The 22,070-nt window shown below is 58.0% G+C and carries 17 protein-coding genes and 1 pseudogene; 7 read left to right on the forward strand and 11 right to left on the reverse strand.

The window, feature by feature from the left end; genetic code table 11:
- The first annotated feature begins 5 nt into the window (after nt 1-5).
- The 3 genes from WKI89_RS01505 (at nt 6) to WKI89_RS01515 (ending at nt 3,716) form a co-directional block, all read left to right on the forward strand.
- Nucleotides 6-1,508, forward strand: a complete 1,503-nt coding sequence (locus WKI89_RS01505; RefSeq protein WP_337867449.1) for an HD domain-containing phosphohydrolase — start codon at nt 6-8, stop codon at nt 1,506-1,508.
- A 94-nt stretch (nt 1,509-1,602) separates the two neighbouring features.
- A complete protein-coding gene (ruvB, locus tag WKI89_RS01510; protein ID WP_337867468.1) occupies nt 1,603-2,586 on the forward strand; it encodes a Holliday junction branch migration DNA helicase RuvB in 984 nt (327 codons plus the stop codon).
- 83 nt (nt 2,587-2,669) lie between these two features.
- Nucleotides 2,670-3,716, forward strand: coding sequence for a response regulator (locus tag WKI89_RS01515; protein ID WP_337867450.1), 1,047 nt, complete (start codon nt 2,670-2,672; stop codon nt 3,714-3,716).
- A gap of 324 nt (nt 3,717-4,040) precedes the next feature.
- Here WKI89_RS01515 and WKI89_RS01520 read toward each other — a convergent pair whose 3' ends face one another.
- Nucleotides 4,041-5,909 carry a hypothetical protein gene (locus WKI89_RS01520; RefSeq protein ID WP_337867451.1) on the reverse strand — a complete coding sequence of 623 codons (1,869 nt, stop codon included), beginning with the start codon at nt 5,907-5,909 and terminating at the stop codon, nt 4,041-4,043.
- A gap of 298 nt (nt 5,910-6,207) precedes the next feature.
- A complete protein-coding gene (locus WKI89_RS01525; RefSeq protein WP_337867452.1) occupies nt 6,208-7,122 on the reverse strand; it encodes a hypothetical protein in 915 nt (304 codons plus the stop codon).
- A 689-nt stretch (nt 7,123-7,811) separates the two neighbouring features.
- Between WKI89_RS01525 and WKI89_RS01530 the strand changes: the two genes are divergently transcribed.
- Nucleotides 7,812-10,931, forward strand: a complete 3,120-nt coding sequence (locus tag WKI89_RS01530) for a tetratricopeptide repeat protein (protein WP_337867453.1) — start codon at nt 7,812-7,814, stop codon at nt 10,929-10,931.
- Between the two features lie 600 nt (nt 10,932-11,531).
- Here the strand turns inward: WKI89_RS01530 and WKI89_RS01535 are convergent.
- Nucleotides 11,532-12,080 (reverse strand): hypothetical protein, encoded by a 549-nt coding sequence (locus WKI89_RS01535; RefSeq protein WP_337867454.1) that lies wholly within the window; start codon nt 12,078-12,080, stop codon nt 11,532-11,534.
- A 156-nt stretch (nt 12,081-12,236) separates the two neighbouring features.
- Here WKI89_RS01535 and WKI89_RS01540 point away from each other — a divergent pair, with 156 nt between their 5' ends.
- Nucleotides 12,237-12,470, forward strand: a complete 234-nt coding sequence (locus WKI89_RS01540; RefSeq protein WP_337867455.1) for a hypothetical protein — start codon at nt 12,237-12,239, stop codon at nt 12,468-12,470.
- A gap of 15 nt (nt 12,471-12,485) precedes the next feature.
- The gene (locus tag WKI89_RS01545) at nt 12,486-13,862 is read left to right on the forward strand and encodes an FAD-dependent monooxygenase (RefSeq protein ID WP_337867456.1); all 1,377 of its coding nucleotides are present in this window, start codon (nt 12,486-12,488) and stop codon (nt 13,860-13,862) included.
- A gap of 549 nt (nt 13,863-14,411) precedes the next feature.
- Here WKI89_RS01545 and WKI89_RS01550 read toward each other — a convergent pair.
- A complete protein-coding gene (locus WKI89_RS01550) occupies nt 14,412-14,636 on the reverse strand; it encodes a hypothetical protein (protein ID WP_337867457.1) in 225 nt (74 codons plus the stop codon).
- Nucleotides 14,637-14,804: 168 nt separating this feature from the next.
- A complete protein-coding gene (locus tag WKI89_RS01555; RefSeq protein ID WP_337867458.1) occupies nt 14,805-15,206 on the reverse strand; it encodes a methylglyoxal synthase in 402 nt (133 codons plus the stop codon).
- 141 nt (nt 15,207-15,347) lie between these two features.
- Between WKI89_RS01555 and WKI89_RS01560 the strand changes: the two genes are divergently transcribed.
- A complete protein-coding gene (locus WKI89_RS01560) occupies nt 15,348-16,391 on the forward strand; it encodes a M42 family metallopeptidase (RefSeq protein WP_337867459.1) in 1,044 nt (347 codons plus the stop codon).
- Here WKI89_RS01560 and WKI89_RS01565 read toward each other — a convergent pair.
- The 6 genes and pseudogenes from WKI89_RS01565 to WKI89_RS01590 all read right to left on the reverse strand — a co-directional run bounded on the left by WKI89_RS01565 (nt 16,388) and on the right by WKI89_RS01590 (nt 21,942).
- Nucleotides 16,388-17,302, reverse strand: coding sequence for a sugar phosphate isomerase/epimerase (locus WKI89_RS01565; RefSeq protein ID WP_337867460.1), 915 nt, complete (start codon nt 17,300-17,302; stop codon nt 16,388-16,390). The genes WKI89_RS01560 and WKI89_RS01565 overlap by 4 nt on opposite strands.
- Before the next feature lie 182 nt (nt 17,303-17,484).
- On the reverse strand, nt 17,485-18,642 hold the full coding sequence (locus tag WKI89_RS01570; RefSeq protein ID WP_337867461.1) for a Gfo/Idh/MocA family oxidoreductase: 1,158 nt from the start codon (nt 18,640-18,642) through the stop codon (nt 17,485-17,487).
- Between the two features lie 9 nt (nt 18,643-18,651).
- Nucleotides 18,652-19,593 (reverse strand): hypothetical protein, encoded by a 942-nt coding sequence (locus WKI89_RS01575; protein ID WP_337867462.1) that lies wholly within the window; start codon nt 19,591-19,593, stop codon nt 18,652-18,654.
- A gap of 37 nt (nt 19,594-19,630) precedes the next feature.
- A pseudogene (locus WKI89_RS01580) lies at nt 19,631-20,918 on the reverse strand (FAD-dependent oxidoreductase).
- 2 nt (nt 20,919-20,920) lie between these two features.
- On the reverse strand, nt 20,921-21,544 hold the full coding sequence (locus tag WKI89_RS01585; protein WP_337867463.1) for a bifunctional 4-hydroxy-2-oxoglutarate aldolase/2-dehydro-3-deoxy-phosphogluconate aldolase: 624 nt from the start codon (nt 21,542-21,544) through the stop codon (nt 20,921-20,923).
- Nucleotides 21,541-21,942: an SDR family oxidoreductase gene (locus WKI89_RS01590; protein WP_337867464.1), complete on the reverse strand. Its 402-nt coding sequence runs from the start codon at nt 21,940-21,942 to the stop codon at nt 21,541-21,543. Before WKI89_RS01590 ends, WKI89_RS01585 begins: the two co-directional genes overlap by 4 nt.
- Between the last annotated feature and the right edge of the window lie 128 nt (nt 21,943-22,070).

Genomic DNA, 22,070 nt, shown 5'->3' on the forward strand with positions numbered 1-22,070 from the left:
CTAAGGTGGGCCTAGCGATGGATGGCCGCAAGCGCCTATTTATACGGTTTTTACACCGTTCGGTCTGGGCTTATTTTTGGGGTTCGCTGGCGGTTTTAATCAATGCCCTAATCGTGCACGGGTTGTACTTCGGCTGGCCGGCCTGGGCCTGGGGGTATGCGATCGCGGTGGGGATGCTGGTAGCACCCCTGGTCGCGCTGCTGGATCTATGGTGGGCCCGCCGGCAGCTCAACCCGACGCAGAAGGTTTTTCTGGGTGGTGCCGATAGCCTCGAGGCGGCCCGACAGGCCTACCGCAACCTGGTGCACTGGCCGGTGCTCTCGGTGGGTCGGGTGATGGGGCCGCACCTGCTCGCTACCATGGGCGGCTTTTTGCTGGCCATCGACTGGGCGCATCACTGGGGCGGCTTTCCTACGGGGCCGCTGGAGATGCTGCACTTGCTGCCGTGGTATCCACTTAACGCTGCTTTGCATGCCATCATCGAGTATCTGGTGGGGGCTAGCCAGTCCCAGCGCCTGATGGCCTATCTGCGCACGCGCTTTGGCGACGAGGTGGTGGTTCCCTCCCGTCTGCGCATCCCCTTTGTTTTTAAGGTACTGGGTGTGTTGGTGGCTTTGGGGTTGTTTCCGCTCTTACAGGTGGCTGTGCTGGTTTACTTCCGGCTTGAATCGACCCATCTGCCGGGGCTGGTGGCCTGGGGGTTGTTTTCGGGCCTGGTGCTGATGGTGGCTGGGGGCGTTCTTCTCTCCCGTGAGGTGGCCCGGCCCGTGCAGGCGGTGCTCGAGGGTATGCAGGCCATACAGGAAGGAAAAGAGCCGGTGCGGGTGAGCGCGGTGGCCTGGGACGAGCTGGCCGACCTGGCCCTGGGCTTCAACAGCCTGGCCCAAGCCCTCGAGGCCGAACGTCAGCGCAACCTCGAGCTGTACCGCGATACCGTGCAAACCCTGGCAGCTGCCATCGACGCTCGAGACCCCTACACCCGGGGCCACTCCCAGCGGGTTGGGGCCTATGCGCAGCTTATTGCCCGCAAGCTGGGCTGGGACGCACAACAGGCCTACCAGCTTTATATCACCGGGCTGTTGCACGACATTGGCAAAATCGGTGTGCCCGAGGCCATCCTGCAGAAAGCCGACAAACTCAGTTCCCAAGAACGCCAGCTCATCGAGAGCCACCCGCTTATCGGCTACGAGATCGTTCGCCAGTCCCGCGCGCTTGCGGCCCACCTGCCGGGCATTCGGCACCACCATGAGCGGCTGGATGGCTGTGGCTACCCCGACGGGTTGAGCGGAGAGGCCATTCCCATCGAGGCCCGAATCCTGGCGGTAGCGGATATCTGGGATGCCCTTACCAGTCACCGACCCTACCGTCCGGCCCTGAAGCCTGCCGAAGGCTATGCGCGTCTTTTGCAGGAGGCCCTCGACCCAGCGGCCGTGCGGGCTTTGGGGTTGCTGTGGCAGGAAGGGACGCTGGACGCTTTGCTTGCGGAAGCCCAGCGGGCCACCGGGTAGCCTTTAACTGCTTCGACAGAGGGTCATGCACCGCCACGCGGCCCGGCGCATTCTATGTCGAAAACAGAATAGAACGCATTCACTTGCTATGATGATGGGCGTGGAAGCGGATTTGACCCTGCGGCCTAAGAGCCTGGAAGACTACGTGGGGCAGGCCAAACTCAAGAAAAAACTGCGGGTCTACCTCGAGGCCGCCAAGAACCGGGGGGAGGCGCTCGACCACCTGCTCTTGTTTGGACCGCCTGGGCTGGGCAAGACCACCTTGGCCCATGTGGTGGCCTACGAGTTGGGCGTGAACATCCGCGTGACCAGCGGCCCCGCCATCGAGAAGCCCGGCGATCTAGCGGCCATCCTGACCAACAGCCTAGAAGAAGGCGACATCCTGTTCATCGATGAGATTCACCGCCTGTCCAAAGCCGCCGAGGAGCACCTCTACCCGGCGCTGGAAGACTTTAAGATTGACATCGTGATTGGCACGGGCCCGGCAGCCCGCACCCTGCGGCTGGACCTGCCCCGCTTTACCCTGATTGGCGCCACCACCCGCCCGGGGCTCATCTCCGGGCCTTTACGCAGCCGTTTTGGGATTATCGAGCACCTCGAGTTCTACACCGAAACCGAGCTGGCTCAGGGCGTGCAGCGCGATGCCCAACTGATGGGATTGCAAATCGAGCCCGAGGCAGCCCTGGAAATCGGTCATCGTAGCCGGGGCACCATGCGCATTGCCAAGCGGCTTTTCCGGCGGGTGCGCGACTTCACCGAGGTAGCCGGTGAGCCGATCGTGCACTTGGAGCGCGCCCGGCAGGCCCTGGATGCCCTGGGCCTGGACGCTTTGGGGCTGGACGCGCGCGACCGCCAGATCATCCAGACCGTGATCGAGCGCTTTGCCGGGGGGCCGGTGGGCCTCGAGACCCTGGCTACCGCGCTCTCCGAAGACCCCGAAACCCTCGAGGAAGTACACGAGCCGTTTCTGATTCAGTTGGGCCTGCTCAAGCGCACCCCCCGGGGCCGCCAGGCCACCGAGCGGGCCTACGCTCACCTGGGCTACCCGCTGCCCGAGCAGAGCCGCCTGCTGGAATAAACCCTCAACCCATCCGAGCGCCGCAGTCGCAGCGCATGGCCTAACCCCTTGTGCCATACTGAGGTCGTCGAGGCAGCCGCACCATGATTCGGGCCAGACTGGGTGAAATTGAACTGGGAGACCTGCTGCGCACCCTCGAGGGGGGCCGCAAAAATGCGGTTATCAGCATCTCTTGCCCCAAACTGAAGGGCCGAATTCATATTCGCGAAGGCAAAATCGCCTATATCCAGACCCACCCCGGCCCCCATCTGGGCGAGTATCTGGTGCGCTTCGACTATTTGACCTTAGAGCAAGTGCAAGAACTGGTCAAATACCAGCAGCAGGAGAACCCTGGAACCCCCCTGGGCTTTCTGGCGCTGCAACAAAAGATGGTCACTGAGGGCGAACTAAACGATGTGCTGCACGCACAAATTCTCGAGGCTCTGGCCACCATCCTGGGCCAGCAGGAAGGCGAACTGGTAGCCGAGACCCCACCCATAGACGCTTCACAGGTGCTGTTGCCGGGTGTAACCGATACCAGCGCCATTCTGATTGAAGCCTTGCGCCGCCTCGACGAATGGATGCGGGGCAAGGTTGACCCAGGGATTGTGTTGCAACTCGCGGGCGACCCCACCCGCCACGCCCTCTCACCCGATGCCTGGACAGTGCTGGAAGCCATAGATGGGGTCAAGCGAGCCCGCTCGGTCGCGCTGGAATGCGATCTTCCCGAAGAACAGGTCTACCACCTGCTCTACGAACTGAAAAGCCGGGGCTTGCTGATGGAAGCCGATGTGCGCCCCCAAGACCCTTTGCTGATGGTCTTGAGCGACTCCAACCTGATCCGGCGGCTCTTGCTGGTCACCCTCGAGCGCCACCGCTACCGGGTCATGCTACCGCCCGACCTCGAAAGTGCAAAGCGTATCCTCGAACACAACCGGGTGCAGGGGATTTTGCTGGAAGGAACTGACCTCCCCGACAAGGTGCGCCAGTTGCGGTCCTTGCCCAGTGGACGCTTCCTGCCCATCTGGCTGATTACCGAGCAAACCCCGCGTGGGCTGTGGGTCAGGAATGCTCGAGTCAACCACATTCATAAGCCCTTTGGGGAGGAGGACTTGCTCGAGGCCCTCTCGATCATCAAGCGAATCCTCTAGAGCTATTTGCATCAACACCCTTGCACAACAGTTTTGTTGTACCAGATCAAGTACGCGCCTAGGCCAGCTAGAGCGCTCTTCATAATTAAGGAGTGCGATAAGTGATGGTGGGAATCTCGAAAAACTTCCAACGAAACCCGCTTGATACCGTTTCCGCTTGAATCCTTCACCTCTGACTCCGTCCAACGGTGAAGGATTCAAGCCGACCGAAGGGAGTAGAAAAGCATTTCGGTAGTATCGTTTAGGCTTGCCGAAGTGAACGATACTGCCGAAATGCGTATGATACGGAACAGGCCAATTCCCCATCAGAGCACTGCAAGAGGATTACTTTCGTGCAATCCAGGAGCGGAAAACGCTGCCGGTATCTTCACCGTAACCGCTGAGGGCAAGCCCCACCCGCCGGATGGAAAGGCGGTCGGCACCAGGATATATATCGCTTAGGGCGCGGTATAGCACGGGTTCCTCATCGAGGTAGACCTGAAACCGAACGCCATCACACACCACCCGCAAACGCAGGGGCACGCCGTGGTAGAGCAGATCGGGCACACGGCTCCAGACCATGTCGTAGGGGTCTTCGTAGCCGGCAAAACGCAACATGGCAGCCACCGAGCTTTCGTTATCGTCCAGGCATAAGGCCACCACCAGATGGTGCTTGGCATCTTGCCAGAAAGAGACTCCTGCCCGGCTTTGCTGCTTCTGTCCAGCGCACTGGCCCGGTGGCAGAATCTCGACCTCCAGATCCGCCAGATCGGTGCAGTTCCAGGGCATGGTGTACACGGTGCGCTCTGCTCCGGTAGTCTCGATACGCAAACCCCCCTCGGCAGGCATCAGCTTTCCACGGCCCAGGGTGGGTTCCCAGGAAATCAACAAATCTTCGGCGGCATGGTTCAGGTAGGGTGCAAACACGGTTTGCTGGCCCTTTACCTGCCAAGGCAGACCCAGTTCGAGCACTGCTGGCAAGGTCACTTCACGCGGATGGACTTCAAGGTCGGCAGCCTGCCCAATCAGTCCGACGCCGGTCTCGTTTCCCAGGCGATGCTCGAGGATGGGGCGTTCGGAAAAGAGGGGTTTGCCATCCAGGGTGATGCTGAGGGCTTGTCCATCGTCCAACACCTGCACCCAGTGGGGTTGTTGGGCTGCGCCGGTATAGGGTTGGGCCGCCAGCACATATTGCTGGAGGTCGTATTGCAGCCGCAGGCGGACTTCGTGGGGGTTCAGTTCCAGGGCTAGGTAGTTCCGGGGATCGCGGTAGCGCCAGATCAGGCTGGCAGGTGCGGTCAGGCGCAAATGAAACAAGCCCCCCGCTTCTTCCGGACGCAAAAGCATGCAGGGGCCATCTAGCTGCCATACCCCACCGTGGGCGGCCTTGCGCCCGAGTTGAGGTTGGGGATCGGCAATCTGGGCCGTGCCATACGCCTGCCATTCCGGTATCTGGGCCACCCGCACCCCGTACACCCGGGTGTCTACCCGGTGTCCCATCTCGCCCAGGATGGATTGGTGAATCCCAGCGTATAGGTCCTTGGCAGTCAGGCTGTAGGGGTCTATGGAGAGGGGCCGCAACTTGGGCAGGGCTGGCAGGTGACGGCTGCCCTCGAGCGAACCCGCATAAAAAGCCACACCCTTCTCGCGCAGTACCGAGACCAGATAGATGGGGTTGTTCTGTACACCCAACAACAGATGGTGCAAACCCCGCACCTTGGCGGCACAGAGCTGACCATTCTCTTTTGGGTGACCCCGCATTACCAGGGCCTGGCCCGCCTCGAGCGGGTTGTTGGGCACAGGGCAATCAAACCAACCCACCGCCAGGTTTTCCCGAATAGGCTGGGCAGAAAAATGCGCCTTGAAGGGGGTTCTCAGGGCTGTATCCTTCTGGCTGCGTACCAGGCGTCGCGGCAGAGAGCCAGGCTCTGCGTCATAGGTTTGCGAGTTGTGGTGGCCGTTTAGCATGAAAACCCCAAAGGCCAGTCCAGGCCTGTGGGCAAAGGGGCCATAGGCAATTCCCTGGCGGCCCCATCCTGGGGTATCCAGGGGAGCAAAACGCAAGACCCCCTCTTCCACCGAGATTTTGGCTTCTGCATCCACTCCCAGGCGCACAGCCCCACAATCGCTAGCGCTCCCTATAACCTCGCCATACAACACCTCTCGCGCAAAGCGATCCAGGATTTCGGTAGGGGAAGTCTTGGGGTGTTTCATGCGGTGGTCACATCACTCTGACCCACTCTACGCAAGCCCGCATAAACCCAGCGTGAAGAATAAAAACCTGCAGCAATCGGGAATTAGTGCTCCGAAACGTTACCACCTATCCTAAAGCTGCTGGGAGGCGAAACGACTACATAACGTCCAAACTTAACGGACAACCTTACTGCATTGTTCATCAGTGGGGTTTTTGGAATATTCAGACCGATTCCCGCGACTTCACAAATGCAGGTAGGAAACCACTCCACCAGATAGCGGAGTGGTCTTGGGAAACGCAAGCTGTCCTCAATAAGCATTAGCGGCAGGCATCGCTCTGGACTCGAAACCAACGCTGTCCGTTAAGGAAGGTTTTCTCGCCGTCGTATTCAATTCGCAGGCGCTCGACCCCACCGCCGTCTACATTCAGCAGCAGCACGGCGCTGTTCTGGGTAGCCGACTCGATACGCCAACGGCCCAAAGCCCGGCCACTCCCTCCGCTCGAGGCCGAAGCACCCGGCACGTTGAGGGTGGTGAGGCTTTCGTCCAGATAAGCAAAGCTGCCATCGGAGCAAAGGTGCAGGGTGCGCTGCTCAGAAATGCCGCCACTGCCCCCTCCGGAGTTGTAGCTGGAGAAATACTTGAGCATGTTCCCAGCCAGAAACTGTGTCCACTGACGGGCCACGCCGGCAGGAGCCGGGGGTGCGGGCTGGGGCCGGGCTGCAACGGGAGCCTGGAATCTGGTGGAACCGGCGAGCCCTTCCAGAAGCTGCGCATATAGGGCTTCGTTCTTTTGTGGCCCTGCATAGAAGTAAATCACGTGGTTTCTCGAGCCCAGCAAGGCCAAGGCCCGCCCCACGTACAGATTGTTGAGGTAGCGGGCTGTTACCCTCGAGCCTTGCGTCCTGACCGAGCCCACCAGTTGCAGTACTACGTTGTCTCCCAGGTCTTGGGCCTCGTTCAACCCAGCCACCACCTGGGCTGGAGTCTGGTTTCTCAGGAAAATCACCAGCCCAACCCCCTCTACACTGTTGGAACCCAGCACCAACACCGCCTGTTCCCCTTCTTCTTTGTAAGCCCCCAGCCAACCTTTGGGCAGGGCAAAGCCAATGCCCAGGGTAGAGGATTTGACCTGTGTACCGCCCTGATATTGTTGGTTGGGCTTGAGCTCGACCTGTGCCACTGCGATTCCGCAGACTATTGAAGCTGTCAACAGAGCGTGTTTGAATTTCATGTCTGGCCTCCTCTACCGAAGTATCTCTACCTTGCGTCTCACCAGCATCTCAGTGCTGGGTTGAGTTTGGGCTGGGCTTGGTAACGAAAGAGTAACGAGGGGTAAAGAGAATATCAAGGTAAAAATACCTGACGGATAATTTTGCAGGGGTGTGATACGCATTTCGGTAGTATCGTTCACTTTGACAAGCCTAAACGATACTACCGAAATGCTTTTCTACTCCCTTCGGTCGGCTTGAATCCTTCACCTCTGACTGCGTCCAACGCTGAAGGATTCAAGCGGAAAGGGTATGACTATAGGTACAAGGGTGGGTGAATGGGGCGATTAGATAGACAAGCTCGCCACCATAAGAGATCTAGGTCAATCACCGCAATAAGGATGCCGCATAATTGCAAATATCGGTCGGGTGCGGAGCTATCCAGAAACCGATGAGCAAATAAACATTTTCCTAACTGCCCAATGGTCTGGTAATTTAAAGATTGATATGCAGTGAAGTTCCAAAAATGAAGCGCTCAAAGCAACTCCCAGATATTAAGGGAGCCAAATCCATCCCACGAATTAAGTTACCGGAGCACTGGGTGCTTTCAGCACCTACAGCAACCGGGATACCTTGCGGTGGATAACAAAAGGCCATTCAAGGTTTTCTTGTAACACCACGAAATGCCTCCAGTAGGATAGGATTAAGAACCATGGTGAGCGCACAGGCCCCCGAAGACCTTCAAACCGCGCTGGTCAAGCGCCTGGGATTGGTGCTTTCTAAACGCAGTGGTCTGGCGCTGGCGATTTGGGGTGAGACCGGGGTAGGTAAAAGCTGGCTGGCCCAGCAGGTTATGCAGCAGGTACCCTGCCGCAACCTAACGGTACAGGCCAGTGATAGCCACACCCAACTGGTAGCCGCGTTGCCTTTTTCGGACTCGAGGCCGCTGTGGGTACAGCAGGGCCTCGAGCGCCTCCGGGAGGGCGAGCTTGGCCTGGCCCAAGCCGCCGATACATTGGCGGCCACGCTGGGCGCATTGGCCCCTTTTATTCTTTTGATCGAAGACCTGCACGAAGCCCGGCCTGAACAGCAAGCCTTGTGGCTCGAGCTGGCCCAGGAAGTAAGCCGAGTGCGCGGAGTTGGATTGCTTTTTACCACCCGCACCCCACCCCCCGAACTGCTGGAACCCTACCTGCTGGCGGTACACTCCCTCGAGGCTTCGGCCCTGTTGCTTCACACCCAGACTGGCGCAACCCTACCTCCTGCTGCGGTGCAATGGATCTACCAACGAGCCCAGGGCAATCCCCTCTTCACCCTGGAGTATTTTCGCCACCTCACCCGCTTGGGCCACCTCTGGAGCGATGGGCAGCGCTGGCGCTGGCGTGAGCCCCCCACCGAGCTGATGCCTACCAGCATCGAAGCGCTGGTCTTGCAGTTGATGGCCCGTAGCAACCTCGAGCCCCAAAGCCTAAGAGTGCTTCAGACAAGAGCTTTGTTGGGAGAGGGAGAAAGCTCCGAGGCACTGTGGGCCGAGGTAAGCGGCCTCGATTCCAAGGCGCTGCAAAAGACCCTTCTGTATCTCGAGCAAGCCGGGCTGTTGGTAGCCAGATCGTTTGTTCACCCACTTTTTGCCGAGGTCGTTCGCTGCGAAATTCCACCCCTAGATCGGCAAGCCCTGGCTCAAAAGATTATCCAGGCGCTGGAATCCAGACACCCCGAGCGGGCAGCTTTGTTTATTGCCGAGGCCAGTCTGCCGCCTCATCGGGCTATAGAGCTGCTCGAGCGTGCTGCCGCCCGCACTCCCAACGAACGGGACAAGGCCAATTTTCTGGCTCAGGCGGCCCAGTTGAGCCAGGAGCCCAAGCGAACCATTCTGGCCCTGGAAGCCGCCCAGATCTTGCGCGATTTTGACCTCCCAGCAGCCTTGGAGGCCTGCGAGCTGGCCCTGAGCAGCAACCCTTCGCATTCCCAAAGCGTGTTTTTATACGCCGAGATCCTGTCGGAACTGGGGCGAGGTAGCGAGGCCGAACAAGCCTTGCTGCGCCTCACAGAAGCAAATCAACGCTTCTACGAAGCCATCCTGCAAGCCCGGGCAGCCCGCGACGACTTTGCTGGGGCCTTAGCCTGGTGGAACCAACACCCCCAGATGCAGGCCGAGGCCAGTGCCACTGCCGCCTACCACCTGGGCCGCAGCCTGTTTCGCCTGGGCCGCTTTGCTGAGGCCAAAGATTTCATCACCCAGACTATCGCTTACAGCAACTCCCTGGATGCGGCCTGGTTCAAGAGCCTGTATGCCCAGATTCTCCTCGATGAGGGCGATTTTGCCGAAGCCGTACGGGTTCTGAGTCAAGCCATCGAGGGCTTTGAGCAGACCTCGCCCAACCACCCGGCCTACGCCACCTTGCAAAACCGCAAGGCGCTGGCCCGCTACAGCCGGGCACTAGGCTTTTATCGTTGGGGACGCTATTCTCAGGCCATCACCGACTTGGAAGCCTACTTGCTGGTTGTCAGCCAACAGGGCGATGGACGCAAGTTTGCCGAGGGGCAGGCCAACTTGGGGCTGTATTTGCTCGAGTTGGGCGAGTATGAGCGGGCCGAGGAAGTGTTGCTGGAAAGCCGGAGCGTGCTCGAGCACATCGCCAACCACCGGGGGTTGAGCATCGTGGGGCAGGGTCTGGTACGGCTCTACCTCGAGTGGGCACCTCCCCACGGCGGGGCACTAGCACTCAAATATGCCCAGAGCGCCGAATTCCATGCCCGCAAGACCGGCAGTCCCCCCATCCTGGCCGAGACCCTGGCCTTTGTAGCCTGGGCCGAGGCCGTCCATGGGCAGCCACTGCGGGCCTTCCAACTGGTCGAAGAGCTGGAGCAACTGGCCGCCGGATTGGGTGAAACCCGCATCGAAGTATTCGCCTTGTGGGTGCGGGGGCTTGCGCTGGAAAAGCAGGGTCAGCTCGAGGCCGCCCAAAGGACCCTCAGCGAGGCGGTAAGCCAGATGCGCGAGTTGGGCCACAACCCCTTCGCTCACCGCATGGCCCTCGAACTCGACCGCATCCAGGGCAATCGCAAGGCTGCCACCGCCCGCATTGCCCCCTTCGAGGCCATGGGCAACCGCAACTGGATCAATATTGTGCGACGCTACTTCCCTAGCACTGCCCAACCCCTTGCCCAGCCCGAAGAAAGCGAGGTGCGGTTGGAAGTGCTAGGACCACTGCTGCTACGCATCCAGGGCCAGCCCATCAAATACGAGGCCAGAAAGGGCAAGGAGCTGCTGGCACTGTTGCTGGAAGCCCGGATCGCTGGACGCAGCGAGGTTGAACAACTCGAGCTCTACGACACCCTCTATCCCGAGATGGACGAGGGAAAAGCCGCCTCGGCACTCAAACAACTGGTCTATCGGCTGCGCACCGCCCTAGGCCACCAGGCCATTACCCGCACCAGCCTCGGCTACGCGCTGGGGGCAGTCGAATCCGACTCCGAGGCGTTTTTGCAAACCGGCTATTCTCAACTCTGGCGCGGCCCTTACTTGCAGGGAATTGGCGCGGGCTGGGACGCCTCGGTGAGCGAGTCGCTGTACCACAGTCTGCACCAACAAGCCACCCAGGCCAAGCCCGATGAAGCGCTGCGACTGGCCCGGATTTTGCTCGAGGCCGACCCCTACGACCGTGAAGCTCTTGCGCTGGCCTTAAGGGCCCTGCAACAAGACAAAAGCTTAGGTGCCGCAGAACGCTTTTACCAGCAGCAACGCCAGCGCTTTAGCGAGGTGGGTGAACGCCTACCAGAGCGGTGGGACGACTTCCTCGTCGTGGTCGGTAAAGTTGCACCTAGGTAATACCAACTCTGCGCGTGAGTGGCGCATAAAGCGCACCGCGCCTGGGGGGTCTCTTACGTTGTTTTTGGGTCAGCTAGAGCGGTTCCCGCGAATACCCAGCACAGCGGTTTTTGCTGTACTGGGCAAATTACGCCGCACCGCCTGCGGCGTAATTGTAGGAAACGCGGTATGATACCGTTACCGCTTGAATCCTTCACCGTTGGACGTAGTCAGAGGTGAAGGATTCAAGCCGACCGAAGGGAGTAGAAAAGCATTTCGGTAGTATCGTTTAGGCTTGTCAAAGTGAACGATACTACCGAAATGCGTATGAGCAGAATCGGTATAAAATTCATAGGGCAAGTTCACAATCAGTAAGCTACCCACCGGGCGCAATTCCCGGGTGACCGCTGGCTGGCCTATCCCAAAAAACATGTGCAGAGTACACCCCCCACTGCGCTCGGCGAAGCAAGCGTATCCCTTTCCAAGGGGCAGTACTGCCCTCCGCTATACGGATAACTTCCAAGGGGCGGTATCGCCCTCCGCTACGCGGATAACTTCGGTCGAGTTGGTTCGTCACCATTCGGTGACGGATTACCCGAATTTGGTATATCGGGCTTTCCCTCAACGCAGATTTTCGCTTACCCATTCGGGCGTGACGCGCCAAGCCTTAAGGTTGGTCAGCTTGGGGTGATCGGACAACAGGGTCTGGGGTATCAGCACTGAGGCCCGTAGGCTGCCACCTCCAATTACCGACCCTCGCTGCACCCCCTGCTGATCCACAATCCAACCGCCCAGATAGCGGCTTCCCTCGACCGTGCCGTCGTACCGATAAAGCCCGGCAGTGCCGCCGGCAACCTTGGCCACGAAGGCTTTGGCGGTCTGTCCGGGCAAGATGAAGGAGCCTGCCACTTCACCCTGGTTCAAACGGGCCTGGATGGTTCCGCCGGTGCTCGAGGTGTTGGTTAACTGCAAAACCCCGTCTGTTCCAACGCGCCCGGTAAACCACTGAGCCACTGTCTCGCTATCGCACACATAAGCAATCGCTTTCTGATCAGCAGCCACCACCACTGCCACAAAAGCTTTGCTGTCTTGCACCACCCCCACAAAACTGCCCTGCGCCAGGGTCAAGCTACATCCCAACAATGCAAACAACAGCCCCACCTTTTTCATATTTAGATACCTCCTGCTCAATCCCCACTTTAGCAAACCTGTCTATTCCGTAGAGCCGCAACCATAGAAAACTCCTTATAGCTGAAGCTTTTCCCGCAGACGTTACCCCTGCGTTACCAGACCAAACCTATCTTAGTTAAGCGCAAGGAGAACGCTATGAAAAAACAGTTATTCTGCACCAACCCGGCTTGTAAGCAAGAAGTATTCGAAGTCGAAGTCATAGAGCCCAAACTCTGGCGAATCTGTCAGGACACAGGGCGTACCTGGCAGATTGCAGCCTCAAAGCCCATTTGTCCCGGCTGTGCCATGTCCCTCGAGCCCGAAAATGAAATCCTGCTACACCCATCCTCATCGCGCCCCAAGGAAAACAAAGCAAGCATCGAAATCTGACACCGGAGAACACCTATGAAACCACAGTATGTAGGCAAACACGCAGTCGTGATCGGGGCAAGCATGGGCGGGTTGTTGGTCGCACGGATCCTGACCGACTATTTCGAGCAGGTCACCCTGCTGGAACGCGACACTTTCCCCCAACTTGGGCAGCATCGAAAGGGCGTTCCCCAAGGGCAACATGCGCACGGGTTGTTGGGCCGGGGCCGCGAAGTAATGGAGCAATTTTTTCCTGGCCTAACCCAAGATTTGGTAAATATGGGCGGACTGAGCGGTGATAGCCAAAACACTGTACGCTGGTATGCAGGAGGTAAGACTCTAGCTCAGGGTTCAAGCGGCCTGGTTGGGCTTGCCGTAAGCCGACCCTTGCTCGAGGGCTATATTCGCCAACGACTGATGACGATGCCAGGGGTTTATTTCGTCGAGAACTGCGACGTGCTTGGGTTGGTGAGCGACAACCACAAACGGGTCACCGGCGTACGGGTGGTACAGCGCAACCAAGGCCACAACGAAGAAGTATTGAGTGCCGACTGGGTGATAGATGCCAGCGGACGTGGTTCGCAAAGCCCCAAGTGGTTGGTAGCAATGGGGTTTGACGCACCTGACCAAGAAACCATCCAGGTAAACATCGGCTATGCCACAGCGCATTTTCGCCGTTACCCCAATGATGCCGATGGACAAGTCGCCGTAGTGATTGCCCGCTCCAGAGTCTCTCCCAGGGGCGCAGCTCTCATTGCCCAGGAAGGGGATCGCTGGATTCTCTCCATTGGCGGCTATGCCGACGATCACCCTCCCACCGATCTGGCCGGGTTCAGTGCCTATGCCAACTCCCTTCCTTCACCCGAGATTCAAGCCATCGTGCAACGGGGTGAGCTGATAGGTCAGATCCAGTCCTTCAAATATCCGCAGAGTCTACGCCGCCGCTACGAAAAACTGCCGCGCTTTCCCGAGGGGTATCTGGTCTTTGGCGATGCCTTTTGCAGCTTCAATCCGGTGTATGGGCAAGGCATGACCAGTGCTGCCCTACAAGCTTTGGCCCTACAGCAGGAGCTAGTCAAAGGCACCACGCAGCTAGCCAGACGTTTCTTTCGCACCGCAAGCAAAGTAGTGGAAATCCCCTGGGAGATTGCTGCGGGTAACGACCTCAACGACCCCAGAATTGAAGGCAAGCGCACCCCCAAAACACAATTGGTCAACTGGTATCTGAGCAAGCTCTTCCCGGTAGCCTGGAAAGACCCGGTAGTCGCCAGGGCTTTTCTCAAGGTGACCAATCTGGTAGCCCCGCCTCCTAGCCTAATGCATCCTGCCATTGCCTTGCGGGTGCTGTGGGGCCATCTACCCCTGCAAATAAATCGCCCCGCCAACCACCGGAGTACTGAGTCTGCTTGGTAGTGCTTACAGTGTTTCCCACGAATAAGCCGTACGGCCAAATTACGATCTGTACCGCTTAATTTATGCTCCCGTGTGGAAGGAACCCGTACGTTGCTCGGCAACACCTACTGCCGTACGGGAGCGTAAATGTGGGAAGCGCTGTTAAGATCAAAAACAGCAGCCTCGGCTGCTGTTTTTTGCATTTGTGTTAACTAAATACCGGTTCCGCTTGAACCCTTCACCTTTGGGTGTAATCAAATGTGAGGGGTTCAAGCCGACCGAAGGGAGTAGGAGTGCATTCCGGCAGTATCGTTTAGGCTTTCAAAAGTGAACGATACTGCCGGAATGCGTATAAAAACTTGCCCCTAAGAATCCCATGCAGGAGTCCTCGAGCTCCCATCACTTAGCACCGGTCATTCCGACGAAGGAGGAATCTGATACGGCATGGACACCGGTGATGTTCTCGACCGCACCCCAACAGATTCCTCGGCCAACTACGCCTCGCAATGACGGGTTTTTATGCCTGATGTTGTGTCGTTTGCGCGATTTTGTATGACTGCAAGTTCTGAGTTAAGCCTGAATACGGTTGGGAGGAGGTATGGGGCTCTCTTCGCTTCTTGTACCCTGCTGGATGCCAATCAGGAAACCCATTTTCATCAAAGCGATAATCTGCTCGGTCTGGCCCGACTTAACCAGTTCGTCTACATACTCGGCCAAGCCCGGTGGAAAGGGCATCTGCTGCAAGGCTTCGCGGTTGGCCTCTACCATTTGTTGAATCCACTCGAGGGGTGTCATACCTACTTGCTAATATAACACTCAACTTTCCTAACAATCGGGTCTTTGACACTATCGGGCATATCCCAAGTCTTATAAAGGCGCAAATCCTGTCGGAGAGGCCCCACCGCTAGGTACTTCCTACCTGTGTTATTGGGGGGCAAATGGCGTCGGTGAGGCTGAGGCCCATTAAAAACTCTCCTGGCGTTCATTGGCCGATAGGTCGCTCTGGAGCCAGGCCAACACGGCCTCGGCAGCCGTCAGGTTGGTTGCTAGGGGTACGTTGTGAACATCACAGACCCGCATTAGGGCCTGCACATCGGGTTCGTGCGGCTGGGCCTGGAGGGGGTCGCGTAAAAAAATGACCGCCAGTACCTTGTCCTCGGCAATCATGGCCCCAATCTGCTGGTCACCACCCAGCGGGCCCGAAAGCATCCGGGTTACGCTGAGGCCGGCTTTTTCCTGCAAGAGTCGCCCGGTAGTGCCCGTTGCGACCAAGGGAAAATGGGCGAGCAGGTCTTTGTGATCCTTGGCAAAAGAGATCATATCGGTTTTCTTGCCATCGTGGGCGATCAGGGCCAGTACCTTCATGGGTTCTATTCTAGGGTTCTACCCTGAAAGGTAAGAGCAATTCGAGAGCTTGCTACTGTTCCAGTTCACCCATCCATCGCTACCCGCTACCAACCATCAGCGATACAATCTCCCTCAGCAACTACCTAGAGGAGCCCATCCATGAACCTTGATTTCCTCGAGCGACTCCTCCAAGCTCTAGGCCCCACCGGCTTCGAGCAAGAGGCCATCGCGGTCTGGACAGCCCAGGCCCTCCGTTTTGCCGACCAAATAGACTCCGATCGCCACGGCAACGCCTACGCGACCCTGAACCCTGGCGGCTCGCCTCGCATCATGCTGGCAGGCCATGTGGACGAGATTGGGGTGATCGTCTCGCACATAGACGAAAATGGATTTATCTGGTTCAAGGCATTGGGGGGTTGGGATGCACAGGTGCTGGTAGGGCAGCGCCTGCGCTTCAAGGGGCCGAAGGGGGAGGTGCGGGGGGTCGTGGGGCGCAAGGCCATTCATCTACTCGAGCCCGACGAACGCGATAAAGCCGTCAAGCTGAAGAACCTCTGGGCCGACATTGGTGCCAAAGACGGCAATGAAGCCAGGGAGTGGCTCGAGGTCGGTTCCGTCGGGGTCATTGACCAGCCCTTCCACTATCTGCTGGGCCGTCGGTTGATCTCCAAGGCCATTGACAACCGCATCGGAGCCTTCATCGTGCTGGAAGCCCTACAACAAGCCAAAACCCTAGGAGCCACGGCCCAAATTACGGCTGTGGCTACCGTTCAGGAAGAAATTGGGGCTTATGGTGCACGCACCGCGGCTTTCAAGCTCGAGCCCGACACCGCATTGGTAGTGGACGTGACCCATTGCTCGGCAGCCCCCGAAATGGACAAGAAAAGCGTGGGCGAGGGTGCTTTGGGCAAAGGGGCCGTGCTGGATATTGGCCCCTTTGCCCATCCCCGGGTCAACCAGCGCTTGCGCGAAATTGCCCGCCTCCACCAGATCCCCTACGAACTCCAGGCCCACGGCAGCTATTCCGGCACCGACGCCGACGAGATTGCCCTGGTACGCGAAGGGATCCCTACCGCGATCATTTCTGTGCCCAATCGCTATATGCACAGCCCATCAGAGATGATTGACCTAGACGACGTAGAAAATGTCATCCGTTGGTTCGCCTTATATGCCCACCACCCTGCCGACGAGCTGAAGCGCTAGGCTACAAAATTCCGTAGGAACCGCCCCGACTGGATTACAGCCCGTTTACGGTCTTCCAGACTGCCCTCATAAGCCCGGTCTTCGACCTCGATGCAGACGGGCCCGCTGTAGCGGGCTTCGGTCAGGTTGGCAAAAAACTGTGTCCAGTTCACATCCCCCAGGCCCGGCAGTTTGGGGGCATGGTACTCCAGTGGGGTTGCCATAATCCCCACCTGGCGAAGTCTGTCTTTGTCTACCCGAACATCCTTGGCATGAATATGAAACAGTTTGTCCTTAAACTCCAACAAAGGCCAGGCTGGGTCCATCATCTGCCAGACTAGGTGGCTGGGATCATAGTTCAGACCGAAATAATCCGAGCGGATGCGGCTAAACATCTCGCGCCAGACCACTGGGTTGATAGCCATATTTTTACCACCGGGCCACTCATCGCCGGAGAAATACATGGGACAGTTTTCGATCCCCACCTTCACCTTTTGCTTCTGGGCGTGCTTTACGATCTCGGGCCAGCGCTCGTCAAACAAAGTCCAGTTATCTTTGAGACTTCGGGTATGGTCGCGCCCGATGAAGGTGTTCATCCGACCCACCCCCAGCTTGGATGAGGCAGTGATGACCTTTTTGATGTGGTCTATATAAACACTGGCTTCTTTTTCGTCAGCCACCAGCGGGTTGGGATAATAGCCCAGACCCGAGATGGATACACCATATTTCTGGGTCAGGGTTTTGATCTTCTTGATCTCCGCATCGCTTAAATTAGCTACATCAATATGGGTTACACCCGCATAGCGCCGCTCGGCCTTGCCTTTGGGCCAGCACATCACTTCCACGGTATCGAAACCCTGATCGGAAGCAAACTTGAGCACTTGTTCGAGCGAGAGGTCGGGGAGAATCGCACTTACAAAACCGAGTTCCATGAGGATCTCCTTTGGTTTTTAGCTCTTGCATCAGCACATTGCGCATTTTTTGTATAGAGCTCAGGTGGCTTCGGTCTGTTGGAGGGCAGGATTTACTGTGGAGCAACTATTTTCAAAGTCTACAGTGCATTTAGATTCTTTGGTAACCAGACCACCCAGCTGTTAGCCAATCGCTATATGCCTCAATATTTCACCTTTGCCCACTTCCCTGCTTTGCTGCTGACCAGAATCGCCTCGCACAAGGCCAGTTCCTTGTGGCCATCCTCGAAGGTGGCATAGAGCGGGTTTTTGCTGGGTTTGCCCACTTCGATGTCGGCATAGACGGCTTTGTAGAGTTGCTTGAAGGTGTCGGGAAAACCTTCAGCGTGGCCCCCAGGGTAGCTGGTATAGGTCGCAGCCGCATCGTTGAGCATGCCTGGGTCGCGAAGCAGTATTCGATTGGCTTCGTTACGCTCCCCAATCCAGAGTTGCTCAGGGCTTTCGCCATTCCACGCCAAGGCTTGCTTACTGCCAGCAATCTCGTACTCGATGGCATTTTTGCGCCCCGCAGTCACCTGCGAAACCGTGAGTACCCCCCGCTGCCCTCCCTTAAATCGTAGCAGCACACTGGCATAGTCCTCAGTATGGATCTTGACCGGGGTAGTGGTCGGTTTCTTACCGCCCTTTTTTGCACTGAAGGTTTCTACCGAGCCCTGGGGAGGCTGCTGCCGTACCGGATGAACGGTACAGAGGTCGGCCATCACGCTCTCGACTTCCAGACCCGTGATAAAGGTGATCAAGTCCAACCAGTGGGTACCGATATCGCCAATAGCCCGCAACGCACCCCCCTCCGAAGCCAGTACGCGCCAGTTAAAGTCGGTGGGGTATAGGAGCCAGTCCTGCACGTAGCTGCCCTTGATGTGAAACACCTCGCCAATCGCCCCGGCCCGAACCATGCTGCGGGCCTGTAGATTCAGGGGGTAAAAGCGGAGGTTGTAGTTGACTGCAGTGACCTGTTTTGGGTATCGCTTGGCAGCCGCGAGCAGTTTTCGGGTTTCCTGGGTGGTCATCCCAAGGGGCTTCTCGCAGATCACATGCTTACCCGCCTCGAGGGCCGCCAGCACCTGTTCCAAATGAAACCGGTTAGGGCTGGTCAGATGCACCACCCCGATTTCCCGATCGGACAGCATCTCCTTATAGCTGGTATAGCCTTTTTGGAGTCCCATCTTTCGGGCAGCAGCCTCCGATTTAGAGGGCGCAGAGCCCAGCACCCCCTTGACCTCGATCCCCAGCCGCCGTAAGGCCTCTACATGCACTGGGCCAATAAAACCAGTCCCCACAACGCCTACTTTTTGCTCCATGTCTTCCTCCTACTCCGGTTGATCTGTGCAAAAAGCCAAAAAACTTCTTGGGTTCTGTACCAGAATATCGTTTATTTGCGCCGCTGTGAGCCCGGCCTGGGCCAACATCTCCGGTATCCGCAAGGGGATAAAGGTAGAGCCAAAGGGGTCGCCGTAGTACTTCCAGTACGAACGCCGTGCCAGATCCCCCCCGATTAAGATCTGCCTCCCATACCCTGCTTCCACCAGTTTGGCCACCAGGTAGACACGGGTTTCATCCGGAAGGTATTTGGTTTTAGCGAACTGATCTAGACCAAGGTAGACACCTGTGGAGGCGACCTCGAGTAAATAGGCCAGGTCTGGCTTCAAATCTAGGTGCCCAATCAAGACCCGGGCAGGGCTGACCCCCCCCTCGAGCAGCAATCCTATCTGCTCCAAAGCCCAGGTACCTTTTTCGGTATGGGTCGAGATGGGCGCACCAGTGACATGGTGGGCCTGAATCGCCACATCAAACACCTTACGCTCATTACGGCTTAGCGCATTCAGACTGCTGCTGGCCTTGATTACCCCGGCTTTGGCGTTTGATGCTTCCCAAACAGGCTGATCGGAAGAAAAGGGCTGTACCCCGTCCAATACCTCGGCAATCATCCAGGAAGCGATTGCCTCCACGCTGCGACCCTCGGTAAGCCGGTCGGCAAACTTACCCTTGTTGAAACCCGTAGCGGCAATCAGATGAACCCCGGTGGCACGGCTAATGCGTTGTAGAGCAGACGTATCTCGACCATAGTCCACCGTGGTCATCTCAATCATTGCGCTGCCGCCCACTGCAGCAAAAGCCTGCATCTCAGCAATGGAGGCTACTTCGTCATTGATACGTAGATCGGTGTCGGCCACATCTGACGGGGGCGCTGCAAAAATATGGTCATGTCCCAGGGTAAGCCCAAGCTGTTCAGGGGCAATATCGCCCAGCACCGTGCGAATAGACCTGCCTGTTCTGGCCGGGGGGGCGTCACAACACCGCTCCCATCTCGGCAAGCCGGGTTCGCAACCCCTGCACGTCTACTTCCCGCACCGCCCCATTTCTGGCAAGCGCTGCTGCTACCCCAGCCGCCTGACCCATGGCCAGGCACTGCCCAATGCTACGAATGCTGGCATGGGCTTCATGGCTGGCCGAAAGGCAACGACCTGCCACCACCCCCTCAATTTGTTGGGGCAACAGGGCCCGAAACGGGATATCCACGGTTTCGCCATCGGGCAGGTATTCCCAGCGGGTATCGCCCCCAGCGTGGTGTTCCTCGATGGGAGCGCCGCACTGGGCAATGGCATCGGGGAACTTACGGGCGGAGAGCACATCATCGCGGGTAATCCAGTACTCGCCCACGATGCGGCGGGTCTCGCGCACCCCGATATTCACAGCAAAACTGCCCAGCTCGGCTTTCTCATAGCCCGGCACCTTGTCGCGCAAAAAGCGCATGTATTCCAGGGCTTGCTTGCGGCCTTCCACCTCGGCTCGAGACAGTGCATCGGGGTCAGTGGCATCCACACCAGCCACACGGGTCATGTTGGTAACCATCACGCCAGCAAAAGGGGTGATGTGGGCACTTCCCTCCTTGCGTGGAAGGGTATAGCCTTCCTGCACAGCCGCTTCCATCAAAGCCCATAGCTCTTTTTTTAGGAAATGCTTGGGCGCGGGATACATCCACATTGATGACCTTGAAGGTAGTGGTGAGGCTCTGGGCAATACCCAGCGCACCTGCATCCTCAAAGGGTGCTCCAGCCCGGGCGCAAACGTCGGCATCGCCTGAGGCATCCACCACTGTTCTGGCCTGGATGGCCCGCAGACCACGCTTGGTTGCAATCGCTGCACCCGTGATTTTCGGCCCATTGCGCAGCACATCGGCAAAATAGCAGTGGAACAAAACCCGCACCCCCGCACCCGTTACTAATTCGTCCCAGACTACCTTGAGGGTTTCGGGGTCGTAGGTGAGGCCCGCCCCGGCACCATAGGTGTTGGGGCGTTTGAGCAACGCTTTGCGCTTTTGCAAACCTGCTACCACTTCGTCTGGGATGCCGCCCACTACCTTTTTTTCTACCGATCCTGGAGTGTAGAAGCCGTAGAAGGTATCGAGCACCGCGGCCCCGGTACCCCCCAGAAAGCCGTAGCGCTCGACTAGAATTACTTTAGCTCCCATGCGGGCTGCGGCCACCGCAGCGCTGCTGCCCGCCGAACCACCTCCCACCACCAACACATCACAACTATCGAGCACTGGTATTGAAGCCCGATAAGTCACCTGCATAGTCACCTACCCTCAGGCATGGACAACCACATCAAAGCGGCCTGTACTGCCTTGGTTTTTTCCCGAGTTGCCCGGACGCTCTCGCTAACCAGATAGCCGCCCATCCCCACCGCGACTGCGCCTGCTGCAAACCACTCATGCAGGTTTTCCGCGCTCACACCGCCGGTAGGCATGAAGTACAGATCCGGGAAAGGCCCACGCAGTGACTTAAGATGCTTAACACCCCCCAACTCGCCAGGAAATAGCTTGAGCACCCTGAAGCCCTGTGCCCTGGCTTGCATAACCTCGCTGGCCGTGAACACCCCTGGCAAAAATGGAATTGTGCAGTGGCGGGCCACCTCGAGCAGCTTTGGCTCCAGCCCTGGGCTAACCAGAAACCGGGCACCTGCTTGCAGGGCAGCCTCGAGCTGCCCTGCATCCAAAACGGTTCCTGCCCCCACCACGGCATTTTCCAACCGGCACAGCTCACGTATGACATCCAGCACACCCGGTACTGTGAAGGTTATTTCCAGGGTTTGGAATCCTTCTTCGTAGAGCACCCTGGCAAGTTCTACCACCGTCTCGGGGTCGGAACCTCGCAAAACTGGAATGACTTTGGCCTGCACCACCAGCTCCAGTGCTGTCATCCGGCCACGCTCCATCCCCCGGCAATTTCCAGCACCACCCCGGTCACAAAAGGCGCAGTGCTCAGATACAGAATGGCTTGGGCCACATCCTCTGGTTTTCCGGGCTGGCCCGTGATGGGCTGCCGGTTTTGTAAATAGGCCCGAATTTGGGCATCACTCTGTGCACGCTGGCTCATCGGCGTGGCAATCAACCCCGGTGCTACGGCATTCACCCGAATCCCATAGCGGGCATAAAAGGCCGCCATACTTCTGGTGAGGGCAATTCGCGCTCCGCTGCAGGCAGCATACGCATGGGTCGCAAAAAACTCCACTGCAGGCGCGTAGGCCAGCACACTGGCGATATTGACAATGGCCCCCGACCGCTGCGCCATCATGGGGCCAAGGGCCGCACGGCACATTCCTTCGTGTGCTACTTGACCTACCCCAGGGGATGTAAAAAAGAGGGGGTGCTATGGAAACCCACAGAGAGCACCCCCTGTACTATCTTGACGCAGAAACCCTCCTGGTGGCTACCTACGTCTGGGTG

The sequence above is a fragment of the Meiothermus sp. genome (genome assembly GCF_037443965.1).
Taxonomy (GTDB): domain Bacteria; phylum Deinococcota; class Deinococci; order Deinococcales; family Thermaceae; genus Meiothermus.